The organism is Streptococcus mitis (assembly GCF_000722765.2).
Taxonomy (GTDB): domain Bacteria; phylum Bacillota; class Bacilli; order Lactobacillales; family Streptococcaceae; genus Streptococcus; species Streptococcus mitis_AQ.
On the sequence record NZ_CP028415.1, the window covers coordinates 570,973 to 593,786 of the forward strand.

Annotated in this window: 20 protein-coding genes, 2 tRNA genes and 1 pseudogene; 21 read left to right on the forward strand and 2 right to left on the reverse strand. The window is 39.2% G+C overall.

Annotation, left to right across the window (positions count from 1 at the left end; all coding sequences use genetic code 11):
* Positions 1–145: 145 nt before the first annotated feature.
* The 4 genes from codY (at position 146) to SK637_RS03180 (ending at position 4,321) form a co-directional block, all read left to right on the forward strand.
* On the forward strand, positions 146–934 hold the full coding sequence (gene codY / locus SK637_RS03165) for a GTP-sensing pleiotropic transcriptional regulator CodY (RefSeq protein WP_000940738.1): 789 nt from the start codon (positions 146–148) through the stop codon (positions 932–934).
* A complete protein-coding gene (locus SK637_RS03170) occupies positions 934–1,509 on the forward strand; it encodes a cysteine hydrolase family protein (RefSeq protein WP_033688373.1) in 576 nt (191 codons plus the stop codon). The genes codY and SK637_RS03170 overlap by 1 nt, the downstream gene beginning before the upstream one ends.
* 80 nt (positions 1,510–1,589) lie before the next feature.
* Positions 1,590–1,675, forward strand: a tRNA-Leu gene (locus SK637_RS03175).
* Positions 1,676–1,918: 243 nt separating this feature from the next.
* Positions 1,919–4,321: an SIALI-17 repeat-containing surface protein gene (locus SK637_RS03180; protein ID WP_033688375.1), complete on the forward strand. Its 2,403-nt coding sequence runs from the start codon at positions 1,919–1,921 to the stop codon at positions 4,319–4,321.
* Positions 4,322–4,401: 80 nt separating this feature from the next.
* On the opposite strand, the pseudogene SK637_RS03185 reads toward SK637_RS03180, so the two are convergent.
* Positions 4,402–4,702 (reverse strand): annotated as a pseudogene (locus SK637_RS03185) (transposase); the annotation flags it as partial.
* 289 nt (positions 4,703–4,991) lie between these two features.
* On the opposite strand from SK637_RS03185, the gene SK637_RS03190 reads away from it, so the two are divergent.
* From SK637_RS03190 to SK637_RS03245, 12 genes are all read left to right on the forward strand, one after another.
* Positions 4,992–6,269, forward strand: coding sequence for an ABC transporter permease (locus SK637_RS03190; protein ID WP_033688376.1), 1,278 nt, complete (start codon positions 4,992–4,994; stop codon positions 6,267–6,269).
* A gap of 12 nt (positions 6,270–6,281) precedes the next feature.
* Entirely contained in the window at positions 6,282–6,929 is a 648-nt protein-coding gene (gene vex2 / locus SK637_RS03195; RefSeq protein ID WP_000173725.1) for an ABC transporter ATP-binding subunit Vex2, read from the forward strand.
* 55 nt (positions 6,930–6,984) lie between these two features.
* A complete protein-coding gene (gene vex3, locus SK637_RS03200) occupies positions 6,985–8,364 on the forward strand; it encodes an ABC transporter permease subunit Vex3 (protein ID WP_033688377.1) in 1,380 nt (459 codons plus the stop codon).
* A gap of 142 nt (positions 8,365–8,506) precedes the next feature.
* Entirely contained in the window at positions 8,507–9,163 is a 657-nt protein-coding gene (vncR, locus tag SK637_RS03205; protein ID WP_033688378.1) for a response regulator transcription factor VncR, read from the forward strand.
* On the forward strand, positions 9,160–10,488 hold the full coding sequence (gene vncS / locus SK637_RS03210) for a sensor histidine kinase VncS (protein WP_033688379.1): 1,329 nt from the start codon (positions 9,160–9,162) through the stop codon (positions 10,486–10,488). Before vncR ends, vncS begins: the two co-directional genes overlap by 4 nt.
* A gap of 140 nt (positions 10,489–10,628) precedes the next feature.
* Positions 10,629–11,510: a class II fructose-bisphosphate aldolase gene (locus SK637_RS03215; protein ID WP_033688381.1), complete on the forward strand. Its 882-nt coding sequence runs from the start codon at positions 10,629–10,631 to the stop codon at positions 11,508–11,510.
* Between the two features lie 221 nt (positions 11,511–11,731).
* Positions 11,732–13,954, forward strand: a complete 2,223-nt coding sequence (locus tag SK637_RS03220; RefSeq protein ID WP_033688382.1) for an N-acetylmuramoyl-L-alanine amidase family protein — start codon at positions 11,732–11,734, stop codon at positions 13,952–13,954.
* Positions 13,955–14,247: 293 nt separating this feature from the next.
* A complete protein-coding gene (locus SK637_RS03225) occupies positions 14,248–15,240 on the forward strand; it encodes an ABC transporter ATP-binding protein (protein ID WP_033688385.1) in 993 nt (330 codons plus the stop codon).
* A gap of 1 nt (position 15,241) precedes the next feature.
* Positions 15,242–16,060 (forward strand): ABC transporter permease, encoded by an 819-nt coding sequence (locus tag SK637_RS03230; RefSeq protein WP_033688387.1) that lies wholly within the window; start codon positions 15,242–15,244, stop codon positions 16,058–16,060.
* 1 nt (position 16,061) lies between these two features.
* Entirely contained in the window at positions 16,062–16,847 is a 786-nt protein-coding gene (locus SK637_RS03235; protein ID WP_033688391.1) for an ABC transporter permease, read from the forward strand.
* A gap of 100 nt (positions 16,848–16,947) precedes the next feature.
* A tRNA-Thr gene (locus SK637_RS03240) sits at positions 16,948–17,020 on the forward strand.
* Between the two features lie 189 nt (positions 17,021–17,209).
* Positions 17,210–17,518 (forward strand): hypothetical protein, encoded by a 309-nt coding sequence (locus tag SK637_RS03245; RefSeq protein WP_033688392.1) that lies wholly within the window; start codon positions 17,210–17,212, stop codon positions 17,516–17,518.
* Between the two features lie 79 nt (positions 17,519–17,597).
* On the opposite strand, the gene SK637_RS03250 is transcribed toward SK637_RS03245, so the two are convergent.
* Positions 17,598–17,957 (reverse strand): DUF3397 family protein, encoded by a 360-nt coding sequence (locus SK637_RS03250; protein WP_033688394.1) that lies wholly within the window; start codon positions 17,955–17,957, stop codon positions 17,598–17,600.
* Between the two features lie 91 nt (positions 17,958–18,048).
* On the opposite strand from SK637_RS03250, the gene mnmL reads away from it, so the two are divergent.
* Genes mnmL through SK637_RS03275 form a run of 5 tightly spaced genes read left to right on the forward strand, consistent with a single transcriptional unit; the run spans position 18,049 to position 22,747 of the window.
* Positions 18,049–19,005, forward strand: coding sequence for a tRNA modification radical SAM protein MnmL/YtqA (gene mnmL / locus SK637_RS03255; RefSeq protein ID WP_033688430.1), 957 nt, complete (start codon positions 18,049–18,051; stop codon positions 19,003–19,005).
* Positions 18,989–19,546 carry a tRNA 5-(aminomethyl)-2-thiouridylate-methyltransferase MnmM gene (gene mnmM / locus SK637_RS03260; protein WP_033688396.1) on the forward strand — a complete coding sequence of 186 codons (558 nt, stop codon included), beginning with the start codon at positions 18,989–18,991 and terminating at the stop codon, positions 19,544–19,546. Before mnmL ends, mnmM begins: the two co-directional genes overlap by 17 nt.
* Positions 19,539–19,793: a hypothetical protein gene (locus SK637_RS03265; RefSeq protein WP_000361085.1), complete on the forward strand. Its 255-nt coding sequence runs from the start codon at positions 19,539–19,541 to the stop codon at positions 19,791–19,793. Before mnmM ends, SK637_RS03265 begins: the two co-directional genes overlap by 8 nt.
* Before the next feature lie 11 nt (positions 19,794–19,804).
* Positions 19,805–21,859, forward strand: coding sequence for a cation:proton antiporter (locus tag SK637_RS03270; RefSeq protein WP_033688397.1), 2,055 nt, complete (start codon positions 19,805–19,807; stop codon positions 21,857–21,859).
* Positions 21,860–21,886: 27 nt separating this feature from the next.
* Positions 21,887–22,747 (forward strand): YihY/virulence factor BrkB family protein, encoded by an 861-nt coding sequence (locus SK637_RS03275; RefSeq protein ID WP_033688398.1) that lies wholly within the window; start codon positions 21,887–21,889, stop codon positions 22,745–22,747.
* The last annotated feature ends 67 nt before the right edge of the window (positions 22,748–22,814 follow it).

The following is a 22,814-nucleotide window of genomic DNA, read 5'->3' on the forward strand; positions in this document are numbered from 1 at the left end:
TATGGGGCTTGTCAATAGAAAAGAAGCAATTTAATTAAAAATATTCTTGTTTTTTTAATTGCAATTAAATAAGCAATTTTCAGATAATAATTGAAAATTCAAGCTGTTTATGTTATAATGATAGCGATTAAATTCGAGGTGAAAAATGGCACATTTATTAGAAAAAACTAGAAAAATTACTTCTATCCTGAAGCGCTCAGAGGAGCAGTTGCAGGAAGAACTTCCCTACAATGCGATTACCCGTCAATTGGCAGATATTATTGACTGTAACGCCTGTATCGTCAATAGCAAGGGACGTCTCCTTGGTTATTTCATGCGTTACAAAACCAATACAGATCGTGTAGAGCAATTCTTCCAAACTAAGATTTTCCCAGATGACTACATTCAAGGTGCGAACATGATCTACGATACAGAAGCCAATCTGACAGTTGATCATGATTTAAGTATTTTTCCTGTGGAAAGTCGTGCCGACTTTCCAGATGGTTTGACGACTATTGCACCGATTCATGTATCAGGGATTCGCCTTGGCTCTTTGATTATTTGGCGCAATGATAAAAAATTCGAAGATGAGGACTTGATCCTTGTTGAGATTGCCAGTACCGTGGTTGGGATTCAACTCCTTAATTTCCAACGTGAAGAAGATGAGAAAAATATCCGTCGCCGTACTGCTGTTACCATGGCGGTTAATACTCTGTCTTACTCCGAACTTCGTGCTGTTTCAGCCATTTTAGGGGAATTAAATGGAAATGAAGGGCAGTTGACTGCGTCAGTGATTGCAGATCGTATCGGAATTACTCGCTCTGTGATTGTAAATGCCCTACGTAAACTTGAGTCTGCAGGGATTATTGAAAGTCGCTCACTTGGAATGAAGGGAACCTATCTTAAGGTCTTGATTTCAGATATTTTTGAAGAAGTGAAGAAAAGAGATTACTAATGACTAAGGCTTTAATTTCGATTGATTATACAGAAGATTTTGTTGCTGATAGTGGAAAATTGACAGCAGGTGCTCCAGCTCAGGCAATTTCGGATGCCATCAGCAAGGTAACTCGATTAGCTTTTGAACGAGGAGATTACATCTTCTTTACAATAGATGCTCATGAAGAAAACGATTGTTTCCATCCAGAAAGCAAGCTGTTTCCTCCTCACAATTTGATTGGGACTAGTGGACGGAATTTATACGGAGATTTGGGAACCTTTTATCAAGAGCATGGTTCAGACAGTCGTGTCTTTTGGATGGATAAACGCCATTACTCAGCTTTTTCAGGGACTGACCTGGATATCCGTTTGAGAGAGCGGAGAGTGTCTACTGTTATCTTAACAGGTGTCTTGACGGATATCTGTGTCTTGCATACAGCTATAGATGCCTATAATCTAGGATATGATATCGAGATTGTTAAACCAGCTGTTGCTTCCATCTGGCCTGAAAATCATCAATTTGCCCTAGATCATTTCAAAAATACACTCGGAGCTAAGTTAGTAGATGAAAATCTAAATGAAATTTCAGAGTAATTTGGTAGATGAAATGAAAAAAATTGAAAAAAAGTGTTGACAAGCATCCTAAAAGTTGATATACTAGTAAAGTAATCGACGCGGGGATGGCGGAATTGGCAGACGCGCAGGACTAAGGATCCTGTGACCGCTTTAGGTCGTGAGGGTTCAAGTCCCTCTCTCCGCATAGGATAAGAGTTAGCTTAGGCTAGCTCTTTTGTTTGGCTCTTTGTCAACTTTAGTGGGTTGAGAAAACCTAAGATCTAGAAAGGACGAAATTCGTCCTTTTTTTGATATTGTCGAAACACTACATATTGAGGTTGATGTAAACTGGTATATAGTTCCCAATTTTTATTTCACGATTGTTTCTATTGCTTTAATTTTTATGATATAATGTAATAAATTATAAAATTTAAGGACTGGTTTCATTATGTTTAAAAAAGAGCAAAAAGAAAAATTTTCTTTTCGTAAGTATAAGAACGGACGTACTGATTCTAAATTAATTGGTGCGACTGTTTTAGCTGTAGGGATTGGTTTGTCTGTTGGAGCAAATGCTGTTCAGGCTGACGTTGTATCTAGCAATAACAGCTCAGCAACTTTGGTTAGTGACACAGCGAAGGTTTCGTCTGCATCATCAGCTACATTTAGAGATGATGAGAACCCCTCTAATGTCGTAAAAGTAGATGCAATATTAGATAAAGATGTTGCTGAACCAACAAAAGCAAATAAAAGCGTTGGAGAGTCTGATGGTGCAGACGTATTAAACTTAAAAGCAGAAGCTACTGTAAATTACAAGTTAGATTCTGATGGATCTGTTTTGAAATCAGAAAAGGTTCAGCTTGGTTCTGGGACTGTAACGACTCCTTATGATAAAAAAGGACTTGCTTACGATACGGACGGTAAGAACTATCGTGAATCTGTTGTAGAAAAAACAGGTAGTTCTTTATCAGATGCAACAGGCAAAGAAAAACAAATTAAAGCAAACGGTAAAACTTATGAATATGTTCGTTCAGAGCTAGAAGGAACTAATAGCTTTAATTATGATAAGACTAAGTTCAATAATATTGAAGCTGCTGTATCTCCAGAGGGATTGCAAAATAAAGCTGGGGAAGTTGATTACACTAAGCTGACTGGTAAGGTTTATATTGTTGAAGAAACTGCAGATGGTCAATACGGTAAATATGTGGTTGCTGACAGTGTTGCAAATCAGGACGTAGCTGTAGCAACATGGAAGAATGGTTTGTCTACTGCAAAAGATTTTACAAAAGAAAATGTAACTCTTAAAAGTGGAGATTCAATTCTTGTTCTTGATAAAGATACTTACGCAGTAGGGTCAAATGCTAAAAAACACATTAAAAAGATTGAAATTAATAGAATTGAAACAGAACCGATTCCTCCCGATACAGGATATGCGACCGTAAAAGGTGAACGTTTGTTATCTGATGGAACTATCATCAATTATGCGATTGGAACAGTTTCATCTGATGGAATAATTTCATCTGGAACTAAATTTAAAGATTCTTCAAGTGATTATGAGTTAGGAACTGGAGACGATACTGAAGAATTGCTTGAAGATGGCGCTTTTTTGAAATTTGACACAAACGATAAAATTAAAATTAAAACGATCCCTCTTCGTAATGTAAATAAGATTAGTCAGACTTTTAATGTTCATCCTGTTGATAGTGAAACACATTTAGCTCCTGAAAAATCAACCTTATCTGACCATTTAAGAGATATTAATTCGCTTTATTTAGACATTGCAAATATGTTTGAGAAATCTACTTTTGGAAGTAATGATTATCGAAGAAATTTAAGAAAAGAGGCTGGCAAGGTAAGTACTTATATCGAAGAAACTGCTAATTTTGTAAGGAATAATGGTATTAAATTTGGCTTAGTAAATAAGGAACTAGTCTTTTATCATCAAGATAAAAGCAAGTTAGACGAATTAAGAGATAAGATTAAAAACACTAGAAATGTTTTGAACGGTTTGTCTTCAAAATTAGAAGGTTCCATTCATGATAAAACTTTAGATCCCGAAGCTAATGTAAGTTATGAAGGGGAGTTAACTTATGATTCTAGCAACCCTTTACTACTTACAGGTAATTTAAATTTTAGTTATCAAAGATATTTTGGGGGATCTGCTGGTGAAAAAGTCACTGAGACTATAGTTTATGATGATGACATTGAAGTTGATAATTACTGGACAAATGGAAAAGTAACTATTTCCAAAGATAAAAAATCTATCGTGTTAAGTGATTCTTCTACAAAAGAAGCAAACGCTGAAAGAACTGAAACAACTTCTTCAATCACCTACACTCCTAAAGAAGTTCTTTCAGTAGTTCGAGCTTATAAGGTTGTTGCTGAAGGAACAGCTACAGTTAACCATTATTATGTTGAAACTCCGGAATTTACAGGTGGAGTTGTTCCACTTGCCCCTCCTGTAGTAGAAATTCCTGAATTTAACGGTGGCGTGAACCCAATTAAACCGCCAGTTTTAGAGGTTCCTGAGTTGGATATCCCAGTTATTCCAATGGAAGAGATGTCTGATCCAAGACCAGTTGAAAAACCAAAACCTAAGCCAAAACCGAAAGAAGACGTCACTATTATTCCTGCCGACTTCTCTAAAGTGGAAGAATCAAGAGTGAAGGAAGAGTTGAAGCCAGTTGCTGAAACTCCTCGCTTAGAACCAAAACAAGAAGTAGTAGCACCTCAAGAGGAAAAAGCTATGCTACCAAATACAGGAACTAAAGATAGCTCTTCATTAACTTGGTTAGGGTTGATTGGATTGTCTGCTGTATTGGGAATTTCTAAACTTAAGAAAACTAGGCTTTAAAAAGTAAAAGACATTTACCATTCTCTTTAGGATGTAAGTGTCTTTTTGGCTCTTTGTCAACTTTAGTGGGTTGAGAAAAGCTAAGATCTAGAAAGGACGAATTTCGTCCTTTCTTTTTTGATATTCAGAGCGATGAAAATCTTTTTTTGAAGTTTTTAAAGTTCCGAAAACCAAATGCATTCAGTTTGATAAGTTTGATGAGATTATTAGTCGCTTTCAATTTTGCGTTGGAATAAGGTAACTGAAGAGCGTTGACAATTTTCTCTTTATCCTTGAGGAAAGTTTTAAATCCAGTCTGAAAAAGAGGATGAACTTGCTTTAGATTGTCCTCAATGAGTCCGAAAATTTGTCAGGCTCTTTATTCTGAAAGTGAAAAAGCAGGCTCCATAATATCCATAGGGGATTTACCCACTACAAATATTATAGAGCCTTTGTTTTTCTAAAGAAGACTAGAGGAGGCGTTTTGGATATCGGAAGGTATTGACATCAAGAACTATCATTTATAGAATAGTGTCGCTTTTTGATTGGTGAAATGTGTTCTAATATGAGGAAAATTAGCAGTTGTTAGCTTTCTTTATTTTTTCAAAAAATAAATCAAAAAGTTTTTTTGTATTTCATAAACATTTCATATTTGGATTTTATAATAGTCTTACAAATATGGAGGTGACAAATGAATCCGATCCAAAGAGCTTGGGCTTATGTCAGCAGAAAACGACTGAGAAGTTTTATTTTATTTCTGATTTTATTGGTCCTATTGGCTGGAATTTCAGCCTGTCTGACTCTGATGAAGTCCAACAAAACAGTTGAAACCAATCTTTACAAATCACTCAATACCTCTTTTTCTATTAAGAAGATAGAAAATGGTCAGACATTCAAGTTGTCAGACCTAGCATCTGTAAGCAAGATTAAGGGACTGGAAAATGTTTCTCCTGAACTCGAGACGGTCGCAAAACTAAAAGACAAGGAAGCAGTGAGTGGCGAGCAGAGCGTGGAACGTGATGATTTGTCCGCTGCGGATAAGAATTTGGTTAGCTTAACAGCTCTTGAAGATTCATCTAAGGATGTCACCTTTACCAGCTCGGCTTTCAACTTAAAAGAAGGGCGACATCTTCAAAAAGGGGATTCAAAGAAAATCATCATCCACGAAGAGTTGGCTAAGAAGAATAGTCTTTCCCTTCATGACAAGATTGCCTTAGATGCTGGTCAGTCAGAAGCTGGCAAAGGGCAAACAGTGGAGTTTGAGATTGTCGGCATCTTTTCTGGTAAAAAACAAGAGAAATTTACAGGCTTGTCTTCTGACTTCAGTGAAAACCAGGTTTTTACAGACTATGAAAGTAGCCAAAGCCTTTTGGAAAATAGTGAAGCTCAAGTCAGTGCAGCACGCTTCTATGTAGAAAATCCTAAGGAAATGGACGGACTCTTGAAGCAGGTGGAAAACTTGGCTTTGGAAAATAACGGTTATCAAGTTGAGAAAGAAAACAAGGCTTTTGAACAAATCAAAGACTCGGTTGCTACCTTCCAAACCTTCCTAACCATCTTCCTTTATGGGATGTTGATAGCAGGAGCTGGGGCCTTAATTCTTGTTTTGTCTCTCTGGTTGAGAGAAAGGGTCTACGAAGTGGGAATTTTACTGGCACTTGGAAAAGGCAAGAGCTCGATTTTCCTACAATTCTGTTTAGAGGTAGTTTTGGTATCTCTCGGAGCTTTGCTTCCAGCATTTGCTGCAGGAAACGCCATCACAACTTACCCACTCCAAACTCTACTAGCAAGTGGAGATCAGACAAGCTTACAAGATACACTAGCCAAAGCAAGCAGTCTATCAACCAGCATCCTATCTTTTGCAGAATCCTATGTTTTTCTAGTTCTGCTTAGTTGCTTATCTGTAGCCCTTTGTTTCCTATTCTTATTTAGAAAATCGCCGAAAGAAATTTTATCATCTATTAGTTAAGAAGGAGAAATCATGACTTTATTACAATTACAAGACCTTACCTACCGTTATAAGAACACTGCTGAAGCAGTCCTATATCAGATCAATTATAATTTTGAACCCGGGAAATTTTACAGTATTATTGGGGAATCAGGAGCAGGAAAATCCACACTCTTGTCCCTACTTGCTGGTCTAGATAGTCCTGTTGAAGGTTCTATCCTTTTTCAAGGAGAGGACATTCGTAAGAAGGGTTATTCCTACCATCGCATGCACCATATTTCCCTGGTCTTTCAAAATTATAACTTGATAGATTATCTTTCTCCACTGGAAAATATCCGCTTGGTCAACAAAAAGGCAAGCAAGGATACACTTCTTGAGCTTGGTTTGGATGAAAGTCAGATCAAGCGGAATGTTCTCCAGTTATCAGGTGGTCAACAACAACGTGTTGCCATTGCTCGTAGTTTGGTATCAGAAGCTCCAGTAATTCTAGCAGATGAACCAACAGGAAATCTGGATCCTAAAACTGCTGGAGATATTGTCGAACTGCTCAAATCACTTGCCCAGAAAACAGGTAAATGTGTCATTGTCGTAACCCATAGCAAAGAAGTGGCACAAGCGTCAGATATTACACTTGAGTTGAAAGATAAGAAACTAACTGAAACTCGCAATACGACGAAATAATATGAGCTTTTTCTGTTAGAACTATAAAATAGAACAAATTCTAGAAAGGGAATATATGTTACACAACGCATTTGCCTATGTTACAAGGAAGTTTTTCAAATCGATTATTATCTTCCTGATTATTCTCCTCATGGCAAGCTTGAGTTTGGTCGGCTTGTCGATCAAGGGAGCTACTGCCAAGGCTTCTCAAGAAACCTTTAAAAATATCACCAATAGCTTCTCCATGCAAATCAATCGTCGCGTCAATCAAGGAACGCCTCGTGGTGCTGGGAATATCAAGGGTGAAGATATCAAAAAAATCACCGAAAACAAGGCCATCGAGTCTTATGTTAAACGCATCAACGCTATCGGGGATTTGACTGGCTATGAACTTATTGAAACTCCAGATACCAAGAAAAATCTGACACCTGACCGTGCCAAACATTTTGGAAGTAGCTTGATGATTACAGGTGTCAATGACTCCTCTAAAGAAGACAAGTTTGTCTCTGGTTCTTATAAATTGGTTGAAGGAGAGCACTTAACAAACGACGACAAGGACAAGATCCTCCTGCACAAGGACTTGGCAGCCAAACACGGCTGGAAAGTAGGGGACAAGGTCAAACTAGACTCTAATGTCTACGATGCAGACAATGAAAAAGGTGCCAAGGAAACAGTCGAAGTGACAATCAAGGGACTCTTTGATGGTCATAATAAGTCAGCAGTAACCTACTCACAAGAACTCTATGAAAATACAGCCATCACAGACATCCATACAGCTGCTAAACTATATGGTTATACAGAAGACACAGCTATTTATGGGGACGCAACCTTCTTTGTAACAGCGGACAAGAACTTGGATGATGTTATGAAAGAGTTGAATGGCATCAGCGGTATCAACTGGAAGAGCTACACACTTGTGAAGAGCTCCTCTAACTACCCAGCTCTTGAGCAATCTATCTCTGGTATGTACAAGATGGCCAACCTCCTCTTCTGGGGTAGCTTGAGCTTCTCAGTCCTTCTTCTTGCTCTCTTGCTCAGCCTTTGGATCAATGCTCGTCGCAAGGAAGTGGGAATCCTCCTCTCTATCGGTCTCAAGCAGGCAAGTATCTTGGGTCAATTCATCACCGAATCCATCTTGATTGCCATCCCTGCTCTTATTTCTGCTTACTTCCTAGCCAACTACACAGCGCGTGCAATAGGAAATTCTGTTCTTGCTAATGTGACTTCAGGTGTTGCCAAACAGGCTAGCAAGGCGGCTCAAGCCTCTAATCTTGGTGGTGGTGCAGAAGTAGACGGCTTTAGCAAGACCTTGTCGAGCCTAGATATTTCTATTCAGACATCAGACTTTATCATCGTCTTTGTCCTTGCCTTGGTTCTAGTGGTTCTTGTTATGGCGCTTGCTTCAAGCACTCTCCTTAGAAAACAACCAAAAGAGCTTCTGCTGGATAGTGAATAACAAACTTGCTACCTATTCTCCCCTAAATGGGGTATAATATAGGTAGCATTTTTATCTATTTCATCTTGATAAGGCCTCTTTCTTTCAGGATGAAACTGATATAATTTACAAGAAATTTAAAGGAATGTGAAACGTTTTTTCTATGAAAATTTTAATTGTAGAAGATGAAGAGATGATCCGTGAGGGGGTCAGTGATTATTTGACGGATTGTGGTTATGAAACCATTGAGGCGGCAGATGGGCAAGAAGCTTTAGAAAAATTTTCCAGCTATGAAGTAGCCTTGGTTTTACTGGATATCCAGATGCCTAAGCTCAATGGTCTGGAAGTGCTAGCGGAGATTCGTAAAACCAGTCAGGTTCCTGTCCTGATGTTGACCGCCTTTCAGGATGAGGAATACAAGATGAGTGCTTTTGCTTCTCTGGCAGATGGCTATCTGGAAAAGCCTTTTTCTCTATCCCTCTTAAAAGTGAGGGTAGACGCGATTTTCAAGCGCTACTACGATACAGGACGAATCTTCTCTTATAAGGCTGCCAGGGTGGATTTTGAGAGCTACAGTGCCAGCCTAGCAGGTCAAGAAGTGGCTATCAATGCCAAAGAGTTGGAAATTCTTGATTATTTGGTTAAAAATGAAGGACGAGCCTTGACTCGTTCTCAGATTATCGATGCGGTCTGGAAGGCGACAGATGAGGTCCCCTTTGACCGTGTCATCGATGTCTATATCAAGGAATTGCGGAAAAAGCTAGACTTGGACTGCATCCTCACTGTGCGCAATGTTGGTTATAAATTGGAGCGAAAATGAAACGAACAGGTTTATTTAAAAAGATATTTATCTATACCTTCTCGATTTTTAGTGCTCTGGTAATTTGCCTTCACTTAGCCATTTATTTTCTCTTTCCTTCGACTTATCTGAGTCATCGTCAGGAAACCATTGGCCAGAAAGCGACAGCCATTGCCCAGTCCCTAGAAGGGAAAGATAGGCAAAGTATCGAGCAAGTCTTAAACTTGTATTCCCAGACTAGTGATATCAAGGGGGCCGTTAAGGGCGAGATGACCGAGGACAAGTTAGAAGTCAAGGACAGTCTTCCTTTTGATACATACCGCCAGACAACCTCTCTCTTTATTGAGGAGCGCGAGGTGACAACGCAGGACGGTGGTACCATGACTCTCCAGTTTCTAGCTTCCATGGATTTACAAAAGGAAGCAGAGCAAATCAGTCTCCAGTTTCTTCCCTATACCTTGTTGGCATCCTTTCTGATTTCTCTTTTGGTAGCCTACATCTATGCTCGGACCATTGTGGCCCCTATTTTGGAAATCAAGCGGGTGACCCGACGGATGATGGATTTGGATTCCCAAGTGCGATTGCGCGTGGATTCTAAGGATGAGATTGGTGATCTCAAGGAACAAATCAATAGCCTTTACCAGCATCTTTTGACTGTTATTGCGGACTTGCATGACAAGAATGAAGCCATTCTCCAGCTGGAAAAGATGAAGGTCGAATTCCTACGAGGAGCTTCTCATGAATTGAAAACACCGCTGGCCAGTTTGAAAATCCTGATCGAAAACATGAAAGAAAATGTCGGGCGTTATAAGGACAGAGACCGCTATCTGGGAGTTGCCTTGGGGATTGTAGATGAGCTTAATCACCACGTTCTGCAGATACTTTCCCTCTCGTCTGTGCAGGAATTGCGAGATGATAGGGAACAAATTGACCTACACCAGATGACGCAAAGTTTAGTCAAGGATTATGCCTTGCTAGCCAAGGATAGAGAGCTCCAGATAGACAATAGTTTGACTCATCAACAGGCTTATCTAAACCCATCTGTCATGAAGTTGATTCTGTCTAACCTTATCAGTAATGCTATTAAGCACTCTGTTCCAGATGGCTTAGTTCGCATTGGAGAAAGAGAAGGGGAACTTTTTATAGAAAATAGCTGCAGTCCAGAAGAACAAGAAAAACTGGCCCAGTCTTTTTCTGATAATGCTAGTCGCAAGGCCAAAGGGTCTGGGATGGGGCTCTTTGTGGTCAAGAGTCTATTAGAACATGAAAAATTAGCTTATCGTTTTGAGATGGAGGAGAATCGTTTGACCTTCTTTATAGCTTTTCCAAAAGTTGTCCAAGACTAGGGAGAGAAAGGGTTTACATAGATGAAGCTAGAAGAAATTCAATCGAAACTGCGGGAAAAACTAGATTTTTTTGTCAAAAAGTGATAAAATGAACAATGTAAATGGGATGACCCATAAAAATATACAGGAGGCCTGATAAAATGGCAATCGTTTCAGCAGAAAAATTTGTCCAAGCAGCTCGTGACAACGGTTATGCAGTTGGTGGATTTAACACAAACAACCTTGAGTGGACTCAAGCTATCTTGCGCGCAGCAGAAGCTAAAAAAGCTCCAGTTTTGATCCAAACTTCAATGGGTGCTGCTAAATACATGGGTGGTTACAAAGTTGCTCGCAACTTGATCGCTAACCTTGTTGAATCAATGGGTATCACTGTACCAGTAGCTATCCACCTTGACCACGGTCACTACGAAGATGCACTTGAGTGTATCGAAGTTGGTTACACTTCAATCATGTTTGACGGTTCACACCTTCCAGTTGAAGAAAACCTTAAATTGGCTAAAGACGTTGTTGAAAAAGCACACGCTAAAGGTATCTCAGTAGAAGCTGAAGTTGGTACTATCGGTGGTGAAGAAGACGGAATCATCGGTAAAGGTGAATTGGCTCCAATCGAAGACGCTAAAGCAATGGTTGCAACTGGTATTGACTTCTTGGCAGCTGGTATCGGTAACATCCACGGTCCTTACCCAGCTAACTGGGAAGGTCTTGACCTTGACCACTTGCAAAAATTGACAGAAGCTCTTCCAGGCTTCCCAATCGTATTGCACGGTGGATCAGGTATTCCTGATGAGCAAATCCAAGCAGCTATCAAACTTGGTGTTGCGAAAGTTAACGTTAACACTGAATGCCAAATCGCATTCGCTAACGCAACTCGTAAATTTGCTCGTGATTACGAAGCAAACGAAGCAGAATACGACAAGAAAAAACTCTTCGACCCACGTAAATTCTTGGCTGACGGTGTAAAAGCTATCCAAGCATCAGTTGAAGAACGTATCGACGTATTCGGTTCAGAAGGTAAAGCTTAATCTAGCTTAACAATACAGATGAAACCTGCCCATTGGGTGGGTTTTTTGGTGTGTGAAAAATAAAATAAATGATATGGACTTTGTATTATGCCTTTGATATAATTAATTTAGCTTAAAGGTAAATATCAAGTTTTTTAATATGTGGTAATATATAGTTTTAAAACTTAATAAAGTTACTAGCTAGTTTTAGTATATTAGAATTATTAGAGTTTAGGTTAGAGATGAAAGATAATATCGTAAGTTTTTTTCAGTATTTTTTATGGAAAAGAAAAATTAAAGAGGTTCATACTCACAGTGAGGCTAGTGTTAGACGAACTTTTAGGTCTATTGCACAGAATGGATTTGATTATTATGGTGAGTCAGTACCTTATGGACGGGCTAAGTGGTTCATTGAGTCAGAAAAAGAATTTTATAATGAATTCTCTAATACTGAATTTGAATATTTTGGTTATTCTCCGGTTAGAAGTGTAAAGGAAGAAGATTTCAAAGAATATGGTTTACTCTTGACCCAGTATGGAATTTTCGAAAAAATGCAAATCAAGGATCAAGACAGATGTAATGTACAATTTTTCCCATTTTCAAATTTATGGAAAGTAGAGGTAGATGATAATGATCAGTTAGCATTTTACTATCCATATGGGATTATTAAGCGTTTGAATGTCACGAATAGTTTGAATTATGTTGTTAGAGAATTGAATGAATTGATTGCCTCTGGTTATACAAATGATGTACAAGCTGAAAATTTAAACACACAGTTATTAAAAATTGGTAAAAAGAATGTTAATTCAACTACCTTTAGAAGAGGAACTGAAATAGGAGTTGTTTCTTGGATTTTATTAAGTGTTGGTGATAGATTACATAAAGCTCAAATAAATGCAATGGTTAGCGCTCCTTCAGGCCATGGACATGCAGCTGAGTTTGCAAATAATCTAATGGATAAGATTAAATATCCATTCCACCATGTAAGACAAACAGGTCAAGATAATGCAAAAAATGGTGCGGATAGAATGGTTGGAAATCAAAAAATTCAAACTAAGTACTATAACAATGCTAGAGGTACTGTAAATGCAGCTTTTGAATCTAAAAACGATGGAGGGATGTATAAGTATAATGGAATGCAATTGGAAGTTCCTAAAGATCAATATGATAAAGCAGTAGAGTTATTTGAAGAAAAAATTAGACAAGGTAAAGTTGAAGGAGTTAATAATCCAGCTGAGGCAAAAAATATCATCAGAAAAGGTCATATTACCTATAATGAAGCAAAATTGATAGCTAAAGGAGGTAATTTGACCTCTATTAAATTTGATGCAATTGATGGAGCTATTAATTCATTACCAGGTGTAGGTATAAGCTTTGTTATTGTCTTTTCTCAGGCTAAATGGTCGGGTGCAGAAACCAAAGATGCAGCTCTAATGGCTGGTAAAGCAGGATTACGAACCCTAGCTATGGGAACTAGTATCTATGTTGCGTCACAGCAATTTGCAAAAATATTTACAAAACAAATTAATGATTATTTTGGAAAAAAAATTACAGCTGAAGTGGTTGCAAGACGAGCTGCGCCAGTGATATCGTTCGCTATTATTATGGGTCCAGATATTTTTGAAACTCTTGTTGGAAGAATTTCTTCCCAGCAGTTATTAAAAAATGTAGCAGTTGCTGGGGGCGGTATGATGGCAGGAGCTGGTGCAGGTGCAGTTGGTGGTGCAATTGCTGGACCAATAGGAGCATTTGCAGGTGCGATTATAGGAGGAATTGCAGGAGGAATAGGAGCAAAAGCAATTGCAGATCAGTTCATAGAAGATGATCGTGTGGAAATGTTTGCTCAATTAAAAGAAGAGTTTATTGATATTGTGATGGTTATTTCGCTATCTCAAAAAGAGTTTAATAAAATTCAAGAAGATGTCTTTAATGAACAATTAGAAGGTTTATTGAAGGATATGTTCCAGAGAAAAGAAAATAGCCGAACTTATGCGAAAGAGTTTGTTGAGGAAAAAGTTAAATCTGTCATAAAAGATAGAAAACGAGTTGAATTGAAGGATATTATTGAGGCTGTTCAAGTAATAAATGATATTCAAGATTCATCGGAATCAGGATGGATACAAAATGATGGCGCTTGGTACTATCTAAATAATAGCGGTTCTTTAGCAAGGGGGTGGATTCAAGATAATGAACATTGGTACTATCTAAGTGAAGATGGAGCCCTGGTAACAGGTTGGTTTAAGTATAATGATGTCTGGTATTACTTGAAAGATAATGGAGCTATGGCGACAGGTTGGATTCAAGATTCAGGAAAATGGTATTATTTAAATGAGGACGGATCAATGGTAACAGGTTGGTACCAAGTTGGCGAAATATGGTATTATTCATATTCTTCAGGAGAACTCGCAGTTAATACTACCATAGACGGGTATAGAGTTAATGAAAATGGAGAATGTGTTGATTAAATTGAATATTTGAGATGAAATCATTTTTAATACTAACCTGCCCATTGGGTGGGTTTTTTGGCGTTTTAAGGAAACTATTAAACCAGAATATTGGATTTAAACTATCATTTTATGAGAAAAATTTTCAATTTCACAAATTTTAGGCAAACGCTTGCATTCTGGTTTTTATTGGACTATAATAGGTTGGTATAAAGCCTTCTGTAATAATAAAACGTAAAAGGTATAGAAAGTAAGGATTTAGAATACTTGTAGTCAAAAGACAATGTTACTATTCCTTACATAGGGAGATCAATATGGCAATGATAGAAGTGGAACATCTTCAGAAAAATTTTGTGAAGACTGTTAAGGAACCGGGATTGAAGGGAGCTTTGCGCTCCTTTATTCATCCTGAAAAGCAGACCTTTGAAGCGGTCAAGGATTTGACCTTTGAGGTTCCAAAAGGACAAATTTTAGGATTTATCGGAGCCAATGGTGCTGGGAAGTCGACAACCATCAAAATGTTGACAGGAATTTTAAAGCCGACATCTGGTTGTTGTCGGATTAACGGCAAGATTCCACAGGATAATCGTCAAGATTATGTCAAGGATATTGGCGTAGTTTTTGGACAACGCACCCAGCTATGGTGGGATTTGGCTCTGCAAGAGACCTACACGGTCTTGAAAGAGATTTACGATGTGCCAGATTCGCTCTTCCATAAGCGCATGGACTTTTTGAATGAAGTCTTGGATTTGAAGGATTTTATCAAAGATCCCGTGCGCACTCTTTCACTGGGTCAAAGGATGCGGGCGGATATTGCGGCTTCCTTGCTCCACAATCCCAAGGTTCTCTTTTTAGATGAGCCGACCATTGGTTTGGACGTTTCGGTCAAGGATAACATTCGTCGGGCTATTACCCAGATCAATCAGGAGGAAGAGACTACTATTCTCTTGACCACTCACGACTTGAGTGATATTGAGCAACTTTGTGATCGGATTTTTATGATTGACAAGGGGCAGGAGATTTTTGATGGAACGGTGAGCCAACTCAAGGAAACCTTTGGTAAGATGAAGACACTCTCCTTTGAACTGCTACCAGGTCAAAGTCATCTCGTTTCTCACTACGAGGGTTTGCCTGATATGATCATTGATAGACAAGGAAATAGTCTCAACATTGAATTCGATAGTTCTCGCTACCAGTCAGCTGACATTATCAAGCAAACCCTGTCTGATTTTGAAATCCGCGATTTGAAGATGGTAGATACGGATATTGAGGATATTATCCGTCGCTTTTACCGAAAGGAGCTCTAAGATGGTCAAATTGTGGAGACGTTATAAACCCTTTATCAATGCAGGTGTTCAGGAATTGATTACCTATCGAGTCAACTTTATTCTCTATCGGATCGGCGATGTTATGGGTGCTTTTGTGGCCTTTTATCTCTGGAAGGCTGTCTTTGATTCTTCACAAGAGTCTTTGATTCAGGGCTTCAGTATGGCAGATATCACCCTCTACATCATCATGAGTTTTGTGACCAATCTTCTTACTAGGTCAGATTCTTCCTTTATGATTGGGGAGGAGGTCAAGGATGGTTCCATTATCATGCGCTTGTTGAGACCAGTGCATTTTGCGGCTTCTTACCTCTTTACTGAGCTTGGGTCCAAGTGGTTGATTTTTATTTCTGTTGGACTTCCATTTTTAAGTGTCATTGTTTTGATGAAAATCTTATCTGGGCAAGGGATGGTAGAAGTGCTGGGATTAACTGTCCTTTATCTTTTTAGCTTAACGCTGGCCTATCTGATTAACTTTTTCTTTAATATCTGCTTTGGATTTTCTGCCTTTGTGTTTAAAAATCTATGGGGTTCCAATCTACTCAAGACTTCCATAGTGGCCTTTATGTCTGGGAGTTTAATTCCCTTGGCTTTCTTTCCAAAGGTTGTTGCAGATATTCTGTCCTTCCTGCCTTTTTCATCCTTGATTTACACTCCGGTCATGATTATCGTTGGGAAATATGATGCCAATCAGATTCTTCAGGCGCTCGGTTTGCAGTTTTTCTGGCTCTTAGTGATGGTGGGCTTGTCTCAGTTGATTTGGAAACGAGTCCAGTCATTCATTACCATTCAGGGAGGTTAGTATGAAAAAATATCAGCGTATGCATCTGATTTTTATCAGACAATATATCAAGCAAATCATGGAATACAAGGTGGATTTTGTAGTTGGTGTGCTGGGAGTTTTTTTGACCCAAGGCTTGAACCTCTTGTTTCTCAATGTCATCTTTCAGCATATCCCCTCGCTAGAAGGTTGGACTTTTCAAGAAATTGCCTTTATCTATGGTTTTTCCTTGATTCCCAAGGGACTGGACCATCTCTTTTTTGATAATCTCTGGGCGTTAGGGCAACGCTTGGTGAGAAAAGGTGAGTTTGACAAGTATCTGACTCGTCCTATCAATCCGCTCTTCCATATACTCGTTGAGACCTTTCAGATTGATGCCTTGGGCGAGCTCTTGGTCGGTGGTATTTTATTGGGAACAACAGTGACCAGCATTGCTTGGACGCTTCCAAAATTCCTGCTTTTCCTAGTTTGTATTCCTTTTGCGACCTTGATTTATACTTCCTTGAAAATCGCGACAGCTAGTATCGCTTTTTGGACCAAGCAGTCGGGCGCCATGATTTATATTTTCTATATGTTCAATGATTTTGCCAAGTATCCGATTTCGATTTACAATTCAGCTCTTCGTTGGTTGATTAGCTTTATCGTGCCTTTTGCTTTTACGGCCTACTATCCTGCCAGCTATTTCTTGCAGGACAAGGATGTAATCTTTAACATCGGAGGTTTGATGTTGATTTCTCTGGCTTTCTTTGTCATTTCCCTTAAACTTTGGGATAGGGGCTTAGATGCCTACGAAAGTGCAGGTTCTTAAGTTGAATACTATCAAAGCCTTGTCTTAGGACAGGCTTTTTCTAATAGAGATGAAAATTCCTTGACATCTATCCTCAGAGTGCTATACTGTAAGTGGAATAGCCGATTTAGCTCAGTTGGTAGAGCAAGGCACTCGTAAAGCCTAGGTCACAGGTTCAATCCCTGCAATCGGCAAAATGAAGAAACTCATTCTACTGGGTTTCTTTTTTCTTAACTATTAAGCCGCTTAGACCGAGATAGAGACCAGATAGACAAAAGAGCTTGTTCTTGAAACTGACCTCTGCTATAATGATTTTTGTAAGGTACGTGAGGCATCGATACCAGTTAACTCAAGTTCCTAAAAAAGAAATTGGAGATAAACAAATGAAAAAGTTATTAGGGCTTGTATTTTTAGTAGCAGCAGCGATAGTAGTGTATTTTGGTTCTGTAGGTTGGCCAAGTTTAAATGTCAACCTCTGGTCATTGATTCCGGTAGGGCTGTTCCTCTTTTTCACTCTAGAGAATCTTTTGAAAAAGGATTACAAGGCTAGTCTGATGTGTTTGATTATTGCCTTTATTATTGCGAATGCAATTTTGGACCTTTTGCCAATTCCAAGTAGCTTGGTAATTGGAGCAGGTGTACTAGCTTGTGTAGGTATTGGTTACCTCTTTCCTGATAAAGAAGGAAAATAAGAATTATTGAAAAAAGATATAAAGAAAAACACTTCAATCATTGTATTTCGTTTGATTGAGGTGTTTTCGATTTAATTTTTTATTTCTGAGCCATCAATTCAACAATCATCTCGATATACATGACAAGGGTTAATAAGAATCCTGCACGCCAGAAGAATTTGATGAATTTAGGATAGTAAAAACTGCGTTTTTTCAGAAGGAAGAAAAAGACGAGAATAATGGCTAAGAGTGAGAGGGCTAGGCCCAGTCTAGGGAGGAAATTATGGGTAAAGGTTTTAGCAGTAATCAGGTAATACTCAAATACCAAGAATGGAAAAGCCAAATCCGCAAAGTTTCGTCCTAGTTTTTTTAATCTAAAAAGTTTGGTTATGATAATGCAGACTACTAAGGTCAGTATCAATAATAAAATAGATGCTAATTTCATTAAAATCATATCCATATTGTATCATAAAAAATCGCTAAAGGAAACGAGAAACAGAGGAATTTATAGGAAAGTCAGGCTTTTGAGATTGTAGATGTTTTCTGTTATAATGAAAGTTATGAAATCTTATAATACCTTGAATGATTATTATCGAAAACTATTTGGAGAAAAGACCTTTAAAGTCCCTATTGATGCGGGGTTTGACTGTCCTAATCGTGATGGGACTGTGGCTCATGGAGGCTGTACTTTTTGTACGGTTTCAGGTTCTGGAGATGCTATCGTAGCACCGGACGCGCCTATCCGTGAGCAATTTTATAAGGAAATTGACTTTATGCACCGTAAGTGGCCGGATGTTCAGAAGTATCTGGTTTATTTTCAAAATTTTACCAACACCCATGAGAAGGTGGAAGTCATTCGAGAGCGCTATGAGCAGGCTATCAATGAGCCAGGTGTAGTAGGAATCAATATCGGAACGCGGCCAGACTGTTTACCAGACGAAACTATCGAGTATTTGGCCGAGTTGTCGGAGCGCATGCATGTGACGGTAGAATTGGGCTTGCAGACCACTTATGAAACAACCTCTGATCTGATTAACCGTGCCCATTCCTATGAGTTGTACGTGGAAACGGTCAAGCGTTTGAGAAAGTATCCCAAGATTGAGATTGTTTCCCATCTTATTAATGGCTTGCCTGGTGAAACCCATGAGATGATGATTGAAAATGTCCGCCGCTGTGTCACCGATAATGATATTCAAGGGATTAAACTGCATTTGCTCCATCTTATGACAAATACTCGTATGCAACGAGATTACCACGAAGGACGTTTACAATTGATGAGTCAGGATAAATATGTCAAGGTCATCTGTGACCAATTGGAGATCATTCCCAAGCATATTGTCATCCATAGAATCACAGGAGATGCACCTAGAGATATGCTGATTGGGCCTATGTGGAGCCTCAATAAATGGGAAGTCCTCAACAGCATTGAGATGGAGATGCGACGTCGTGGAAGCGTTCAAGGATGCAAGGCTGTAAAACAGGAGTTTGAAAATGAAAAGACCACTTGAGATGGCACATGATTTTTTAGCTGAGGTAGTGACAAAAGAGGATATCGTAGTGGATGCGACCATGGGTAATGGGCATGATACGCTTTTTCTAGCCAAGCTAGCTAAGCAAGTCTTTGCCTTTGATATCCAAGAGCAAGCATTGATGAAAACTCAGCAACGGTTGGAGCAGGCTGGATTGGACAATGCCTTATTGATTTTACAAGGCCATGAGACACTAGACCAGTTTGTGACAGAAGCTAAGGCAGGAATTTTTAATCTGGGTTATTTGCCATCAGCTGATAAGTCTGTCATCACCCAACCTCAGACAACGATTGAAGCATTAGAAAAACTGTGTCATTTGCTTGTCAAAGGTGGACGGATTGCTATCATGATCTACTATGGTCATGAAGGAGGCGACCTCGAGAGGGACGCTGTCTTGGATTTTGTTAGCCAGTTGAACCAACAAGAGTACACAGCTGCTATTTACCGAACTTTAAACCAAGTCAACAACCCACCATTTTTAGTAATGATTGAAAAATTAGAGAGATATAGACATGGATAAACAATACCTACGTGAAAAGCTGGATGCCATGCGCCAGAATTTTGTTGAATCAACCCACCACGAACGAGCGGTGGGTGTGTTAGACCAAGCGCATATGAGCAAAAAAATGCTTAAAATCAAGAAAAAATTAGTTGCTCTTGAAATGGAACGGTGTCAGAGAAAAATTGAGCACAAGGATTGTTCCAAGATTGACCAAAAAATCAAAGAGCAGAAGGAGATATTTGAATCCTGTTGTAAAAAAGATTAAGGAGGACGTGCGTGGAATTACTGATTTACCTCATCCTATTTTTACTGGTCTTGATTGTCTCAAGTACAACCAATAAGCTCCTGCCCTTTTTGCCTCTCCCTTTGGTGCAAATTCTTTTGGGAATTGTGATTGGTCTCTTTTTACCCAATACCGACTTTCACCTCAATACGGAGTTGTTTTTGGCCCTGGTTATCGGGCCCTTACTTTTCAGAGAGTCGGAAGAAGCGGACATTACAGCTATTTTAAAACACTGGCGAATCATTGTTTATCTCATATTTCCAGTGATTTTCATCTCGACTCTGAGTTTGGGTGGCTTGGCCCATCTTCTTTGGTTCAGCCTTCCCTTGGCAGCTTGCTTGTCTGTTGGGGCAGCCCTTGGGCCTACGGATTTGGTAGCTTTTGCTTCTCTTTCGGAGCGGTTTAGTTTTCCTAAGCGCGTGTCCAATATCCTTAAGGGTGAAGGACTCTTGAATGATGCATCTGGTTTGGTTGCCTTTCAGGTGGCCTTGACAGCCTGGAAAACTGGAGCCTTTTCCCTTGGGCAAGCTAGTAGTTCGCTCATCTTTTCAATTCTAGGCGGTTTTTTAATTGGCTTTTTAACAGCCATGACCAACCGTTTCCTCCACACCTTCTTGCTAAGTGTGAGAGCAACAGATATTGCTAGCGAGCTTTTATTAGAATTGAGTTTGCCTCTGGTGACTTTCTTCCTAGCAGAAGAAGTCCATGTTTCAGGAATTATTGCTGTTGTGGTTGCTGGCATTTTAAAGGCAAGCCGATTTAAGAAAATTACGCTCCTCGAAGCCCAAGTGGATACGGTGACTGAGACGGTCTGGCATACAGTAAACTTTATGCTGAACGGTTCTGTCTTTGTGATTTTAGGGATGGAGCTGGAAATGATAGCAGAACCTATCTTGGCCAATCCAATCTATAATCCCTTACTTTTATTGCTATCTCTTGTCGCCCTCACCTTTGTCCTCTTTGCTATTCGTTTTGTCATGATTTATGGCTATTATGCCTATAGGACTAGACGTCTCAAGAAGAAGCTAAATAAGTATATGAAGGACATGCTTCTTTTGACCTTCTCAGGTGTCAAGGGAACGGTGTCGATTGCTACGATTCTTCTGATACCAAGTAATCTAGAGCAGGAGTATCCTCTCTTGCTTTTCCTCGTCGCAGGTGTGACGCTTGTAAGTTTTTTAACAGGTCTCTTGGTCTTGCCTCATCTTTCTGATGAACAGGAAGAAAGCAAGGATTATCTCATGCATATCGCCATTTTAAATGAAGTGACGCTAGAGTTGGAAAAAGAGTTGGAAGACACAAAAAATAAACTTCCCCTCTATGCGGCTATTGACAATTATCATGGACGTATTGAAAATCTCATCCTGAGTCAAGAAAATAAGGGGGCTCAAGAAGACTGGGAGGCCTTAAAACTTCTCATCCTCAGTATTGAAAGTGATGGTTTAGAACAGGCTTATGAAGAGGACAAGATGAGTGAGCGTGCCTATCGAGTCTACCAACGTTATTTGAAAAACATGGAACAAGGTATCAATCGCAAGTTTGCGTCACGATTGACCTATTATTTCCTTGTTTCCTTGCGGATTTTACGTTTTCTCCTTCACGAAGTCTTTACTCTTGGCAAGACCTTCCGCAGTTGGAAAAATGAAGAATCACAGAAACTCAGAGCCCTTGACTATGATCAAATTGCAGAGCTCTATCTAGAAAATACAGAGATGATTATCGAAAGTCTGGAGAATCTTAAAGGGGTTTATAAGAGTTCTTTAATCAGCTTCATGCAGGATTCACGTCTCCGAGAAACAGCTATTATCACTAGTGGTGCCTTTGTCGAACGGGTTATCAATCGTGTCAAGCCCAACAATATCGATGAAATGCTGAGAGGCTATTATCTGGAGCGCAAGTTGATTTTCGAATATGAAGAAAAACGATTGATTACGACCAAGTATGCCAAGAAGTTACGACAAAATGTAAATAACCTAGAGAACTATTCCTTGAAGGAAGCTGCCAATACCCTGCCTTATGATATGATGGAATTGGTAAGAAGAAATTAATCAAGATTGTAAGTGAAGGAGTGTGACATGAAGAAGTGGTGGAAAGAGCTGATAGACAAGCCCTTATTAAAAGCTTTTTTACATTATTATCAAGCATCAGATAGTGAATTGACCAGTGTCGCAGTAGCCTACTATTGGTTGATTTCGATTTTCCCCCTACTTTTGGTGGTGGTCAATATCCTCCCTTATTTTCGGATTCCAGTTTCTAATTTTTTAAAGGTTGTCAATGAATTCTTGCCGGAAAGCATGTATGATGTAGTCGCAAAGATTATTACAGAAGTGCTGACCCAACCGTCAACGGGCTTATTGAGTTTTGCGGTTTTGTCAGCCCTCTGGACCTTTTCAAAATCCATGAATTTCCTACAGAAAGCCTTTAATAAAGCTTACGGAGTAGCTAAAAATCGTGGGATGATTTCCCATCAGCTCATGAGTTTGTTTGTCAGTTTTGGCTTGCAGATTCTCTTTGCCTTAGCTCTCTTTCTCAGTGTCTTTGGTCGCATGCTCCTCAACCTTGTCAAAAGCTATTGGAAATCGGATAGTCCTCTCTTTGATTATCTGCAAGACCTAACAGGCCCTTTGGTCTATGCCTTGATTTTTGCCATCCTAGTCATGCTCTACTATTTTCTACCCAATGTTAAGGTGCGAAGGATTCGCTCTGTATTGCCAGGTAGTGCCTTTGTCTTGTTGACCCTGGTCTTACTGCTCAATATCTTTTCAGTCTATGTTAACAATTATGTCAATCACCTAGTGGACGTCCGTTTTTTCAGTTCCGTCGTCGTGGTGGTCATGATGTTCTGGTTTATTCTCATTGCTAAGATTTTGATTGTCGGCGCGGTGATTAATGCCAGTGTGCAGAGTTTGAAAGATCTGAATTTTAGAAAAGACTAACGAATTTTTAATTCATTACAAAACGCATACTATCAAGGTTTTAATGCCTGATAATATGCGTTTTTTG

Excerpts from the sequence above, each read along its gene's own strand:
- codY (WP_000940738.1), top strand. The coding sequence starts at position 146 with ATGGCACATTTATTAGAAAAAACTAGAAAAATTACTTCTATCCTGAAG.
- SK637_RS03170 (WP_033688373.1), top strand. The coding sequence starts at position 934 with ATGACTAAGGCTTTAATTTCGATTGATTATACAGAAGATTTTGTTGCT.
- SK637_RS03180 (WP_033688375.1), top strand. The coding sequence starts at position 1,919 with ATGTTTAAAAAAGAGCAAAAAGAAAAATTTTCTTTTCGTAAGTATAAG.
- SK637_RS03190 (WP_033688376.1), top strand. The coding sequence starts at position 4,992 with ATGAATCCGATCCAAAGAGCTTGGGCTTATGTCAGCAGAAAACGACTG.
- vex2 (WP_000173725.1), top strand. The coding sequence starts at position 6,282 with ATGACTTTATTACAATTACAAGACCTTACCTACCGTTATAAGAACACT.
- vex3 (WP_033688377.1), top strand. The coding sequence starts at position 6,985 with ATGTTACACAACGCATTTGCCTATGTTACAAGGAAGTTTTTCAAATCG.
- vncR (WP_033688378.1), top strand. The coding sequence starts at position 8,507 with ATGAAAATTTTAATTGTAGAAGATGAAGAGATGATCCGTGAGGGGGTC.
- vncS (WP_033688379.1), top strand. The coding sequence starts at position 9,160 with ATGAAACGAACAGGTTTATTTAAAAAGATATTTATCTATACCTTCTCG.
- SK637_RS03215 (WP_033688381.1), top strand. The coding sequence starts at position 10,629 with ATGGCAATCGTTTCAGCAGAAAAATTTGTCCAAGCAGCTCGTGACAAC.
- SK637_RS03220 (WP_033688382.1), top strand. The coding sequence starts at position 11,732 with ATGAAAGATAATATCGTAAGTTTTTTTCAGTATTTTTTATGGAAAAGA.
- SK637_RS03225 (WP_033688385.1), top strand. The coding sequence starts at position 14,248 with ATGGCAATGATAGAAGTGGAACATCTTCAGAAAAATTTTGTGAAGACT.
- SK637_RS03230 (WP_033688387.1), top strand. The coding sequence starts at position 15,242 with ATGGTCAAATTGTGGAGACGTTATAAACCCTTTATCAATGCAGGTGTT.
- SK637_RS03235 (WP_033688391.1), top strand. The coding sequence starts at position 16,062 with ATGAAAAAATATCAGCGTATGCATCTGATTTTTATCAGACAATATATC.
- SK637_RS03245 (WP_033688392.1), top strand. The coding sequence starts at position 17,210 with ATGAAAAAGTTATTAGGGCTTGTATTTTTAGTAGCAGCAGCGATAGTA.
- SK637_RS03250 (WP_033688394.1), bottom strand. The coding sequence starts at position 17,957 with ATGGATATGATTTTAATGAAATTAGCATCTATTTTATTATTGATACTG.
- mnmL (WP_033688430.1), top strand. The coding sequence starts at position 18,049 with ATGAAAGTTATGAAATCTTATAATACCTTGAATGATTATTATCGAAAA.
- mnmM (WP_033688396.1), top strand. The coding sequence starts at position 18,989 with ATGAAAAGACCACTTGAGATGGCACATGATTTTTTAGCTGAGGTAGTG.
- SK637_RS03265 (WP_000361085.1), top strand. The coding sequence starts at position 19,539 with ATGGATAAACAATACCTACGTGAAAAGCTGGATGCCATGCGCCAGAAT.
- SK637_RS03275 (WP_033688398.1), top strand. The coding sequence starts at position 21,887 with ATGAAGAAGTGGTGGAAAGAGCTGATAGACAAGCCCTTATTAAAAGCT.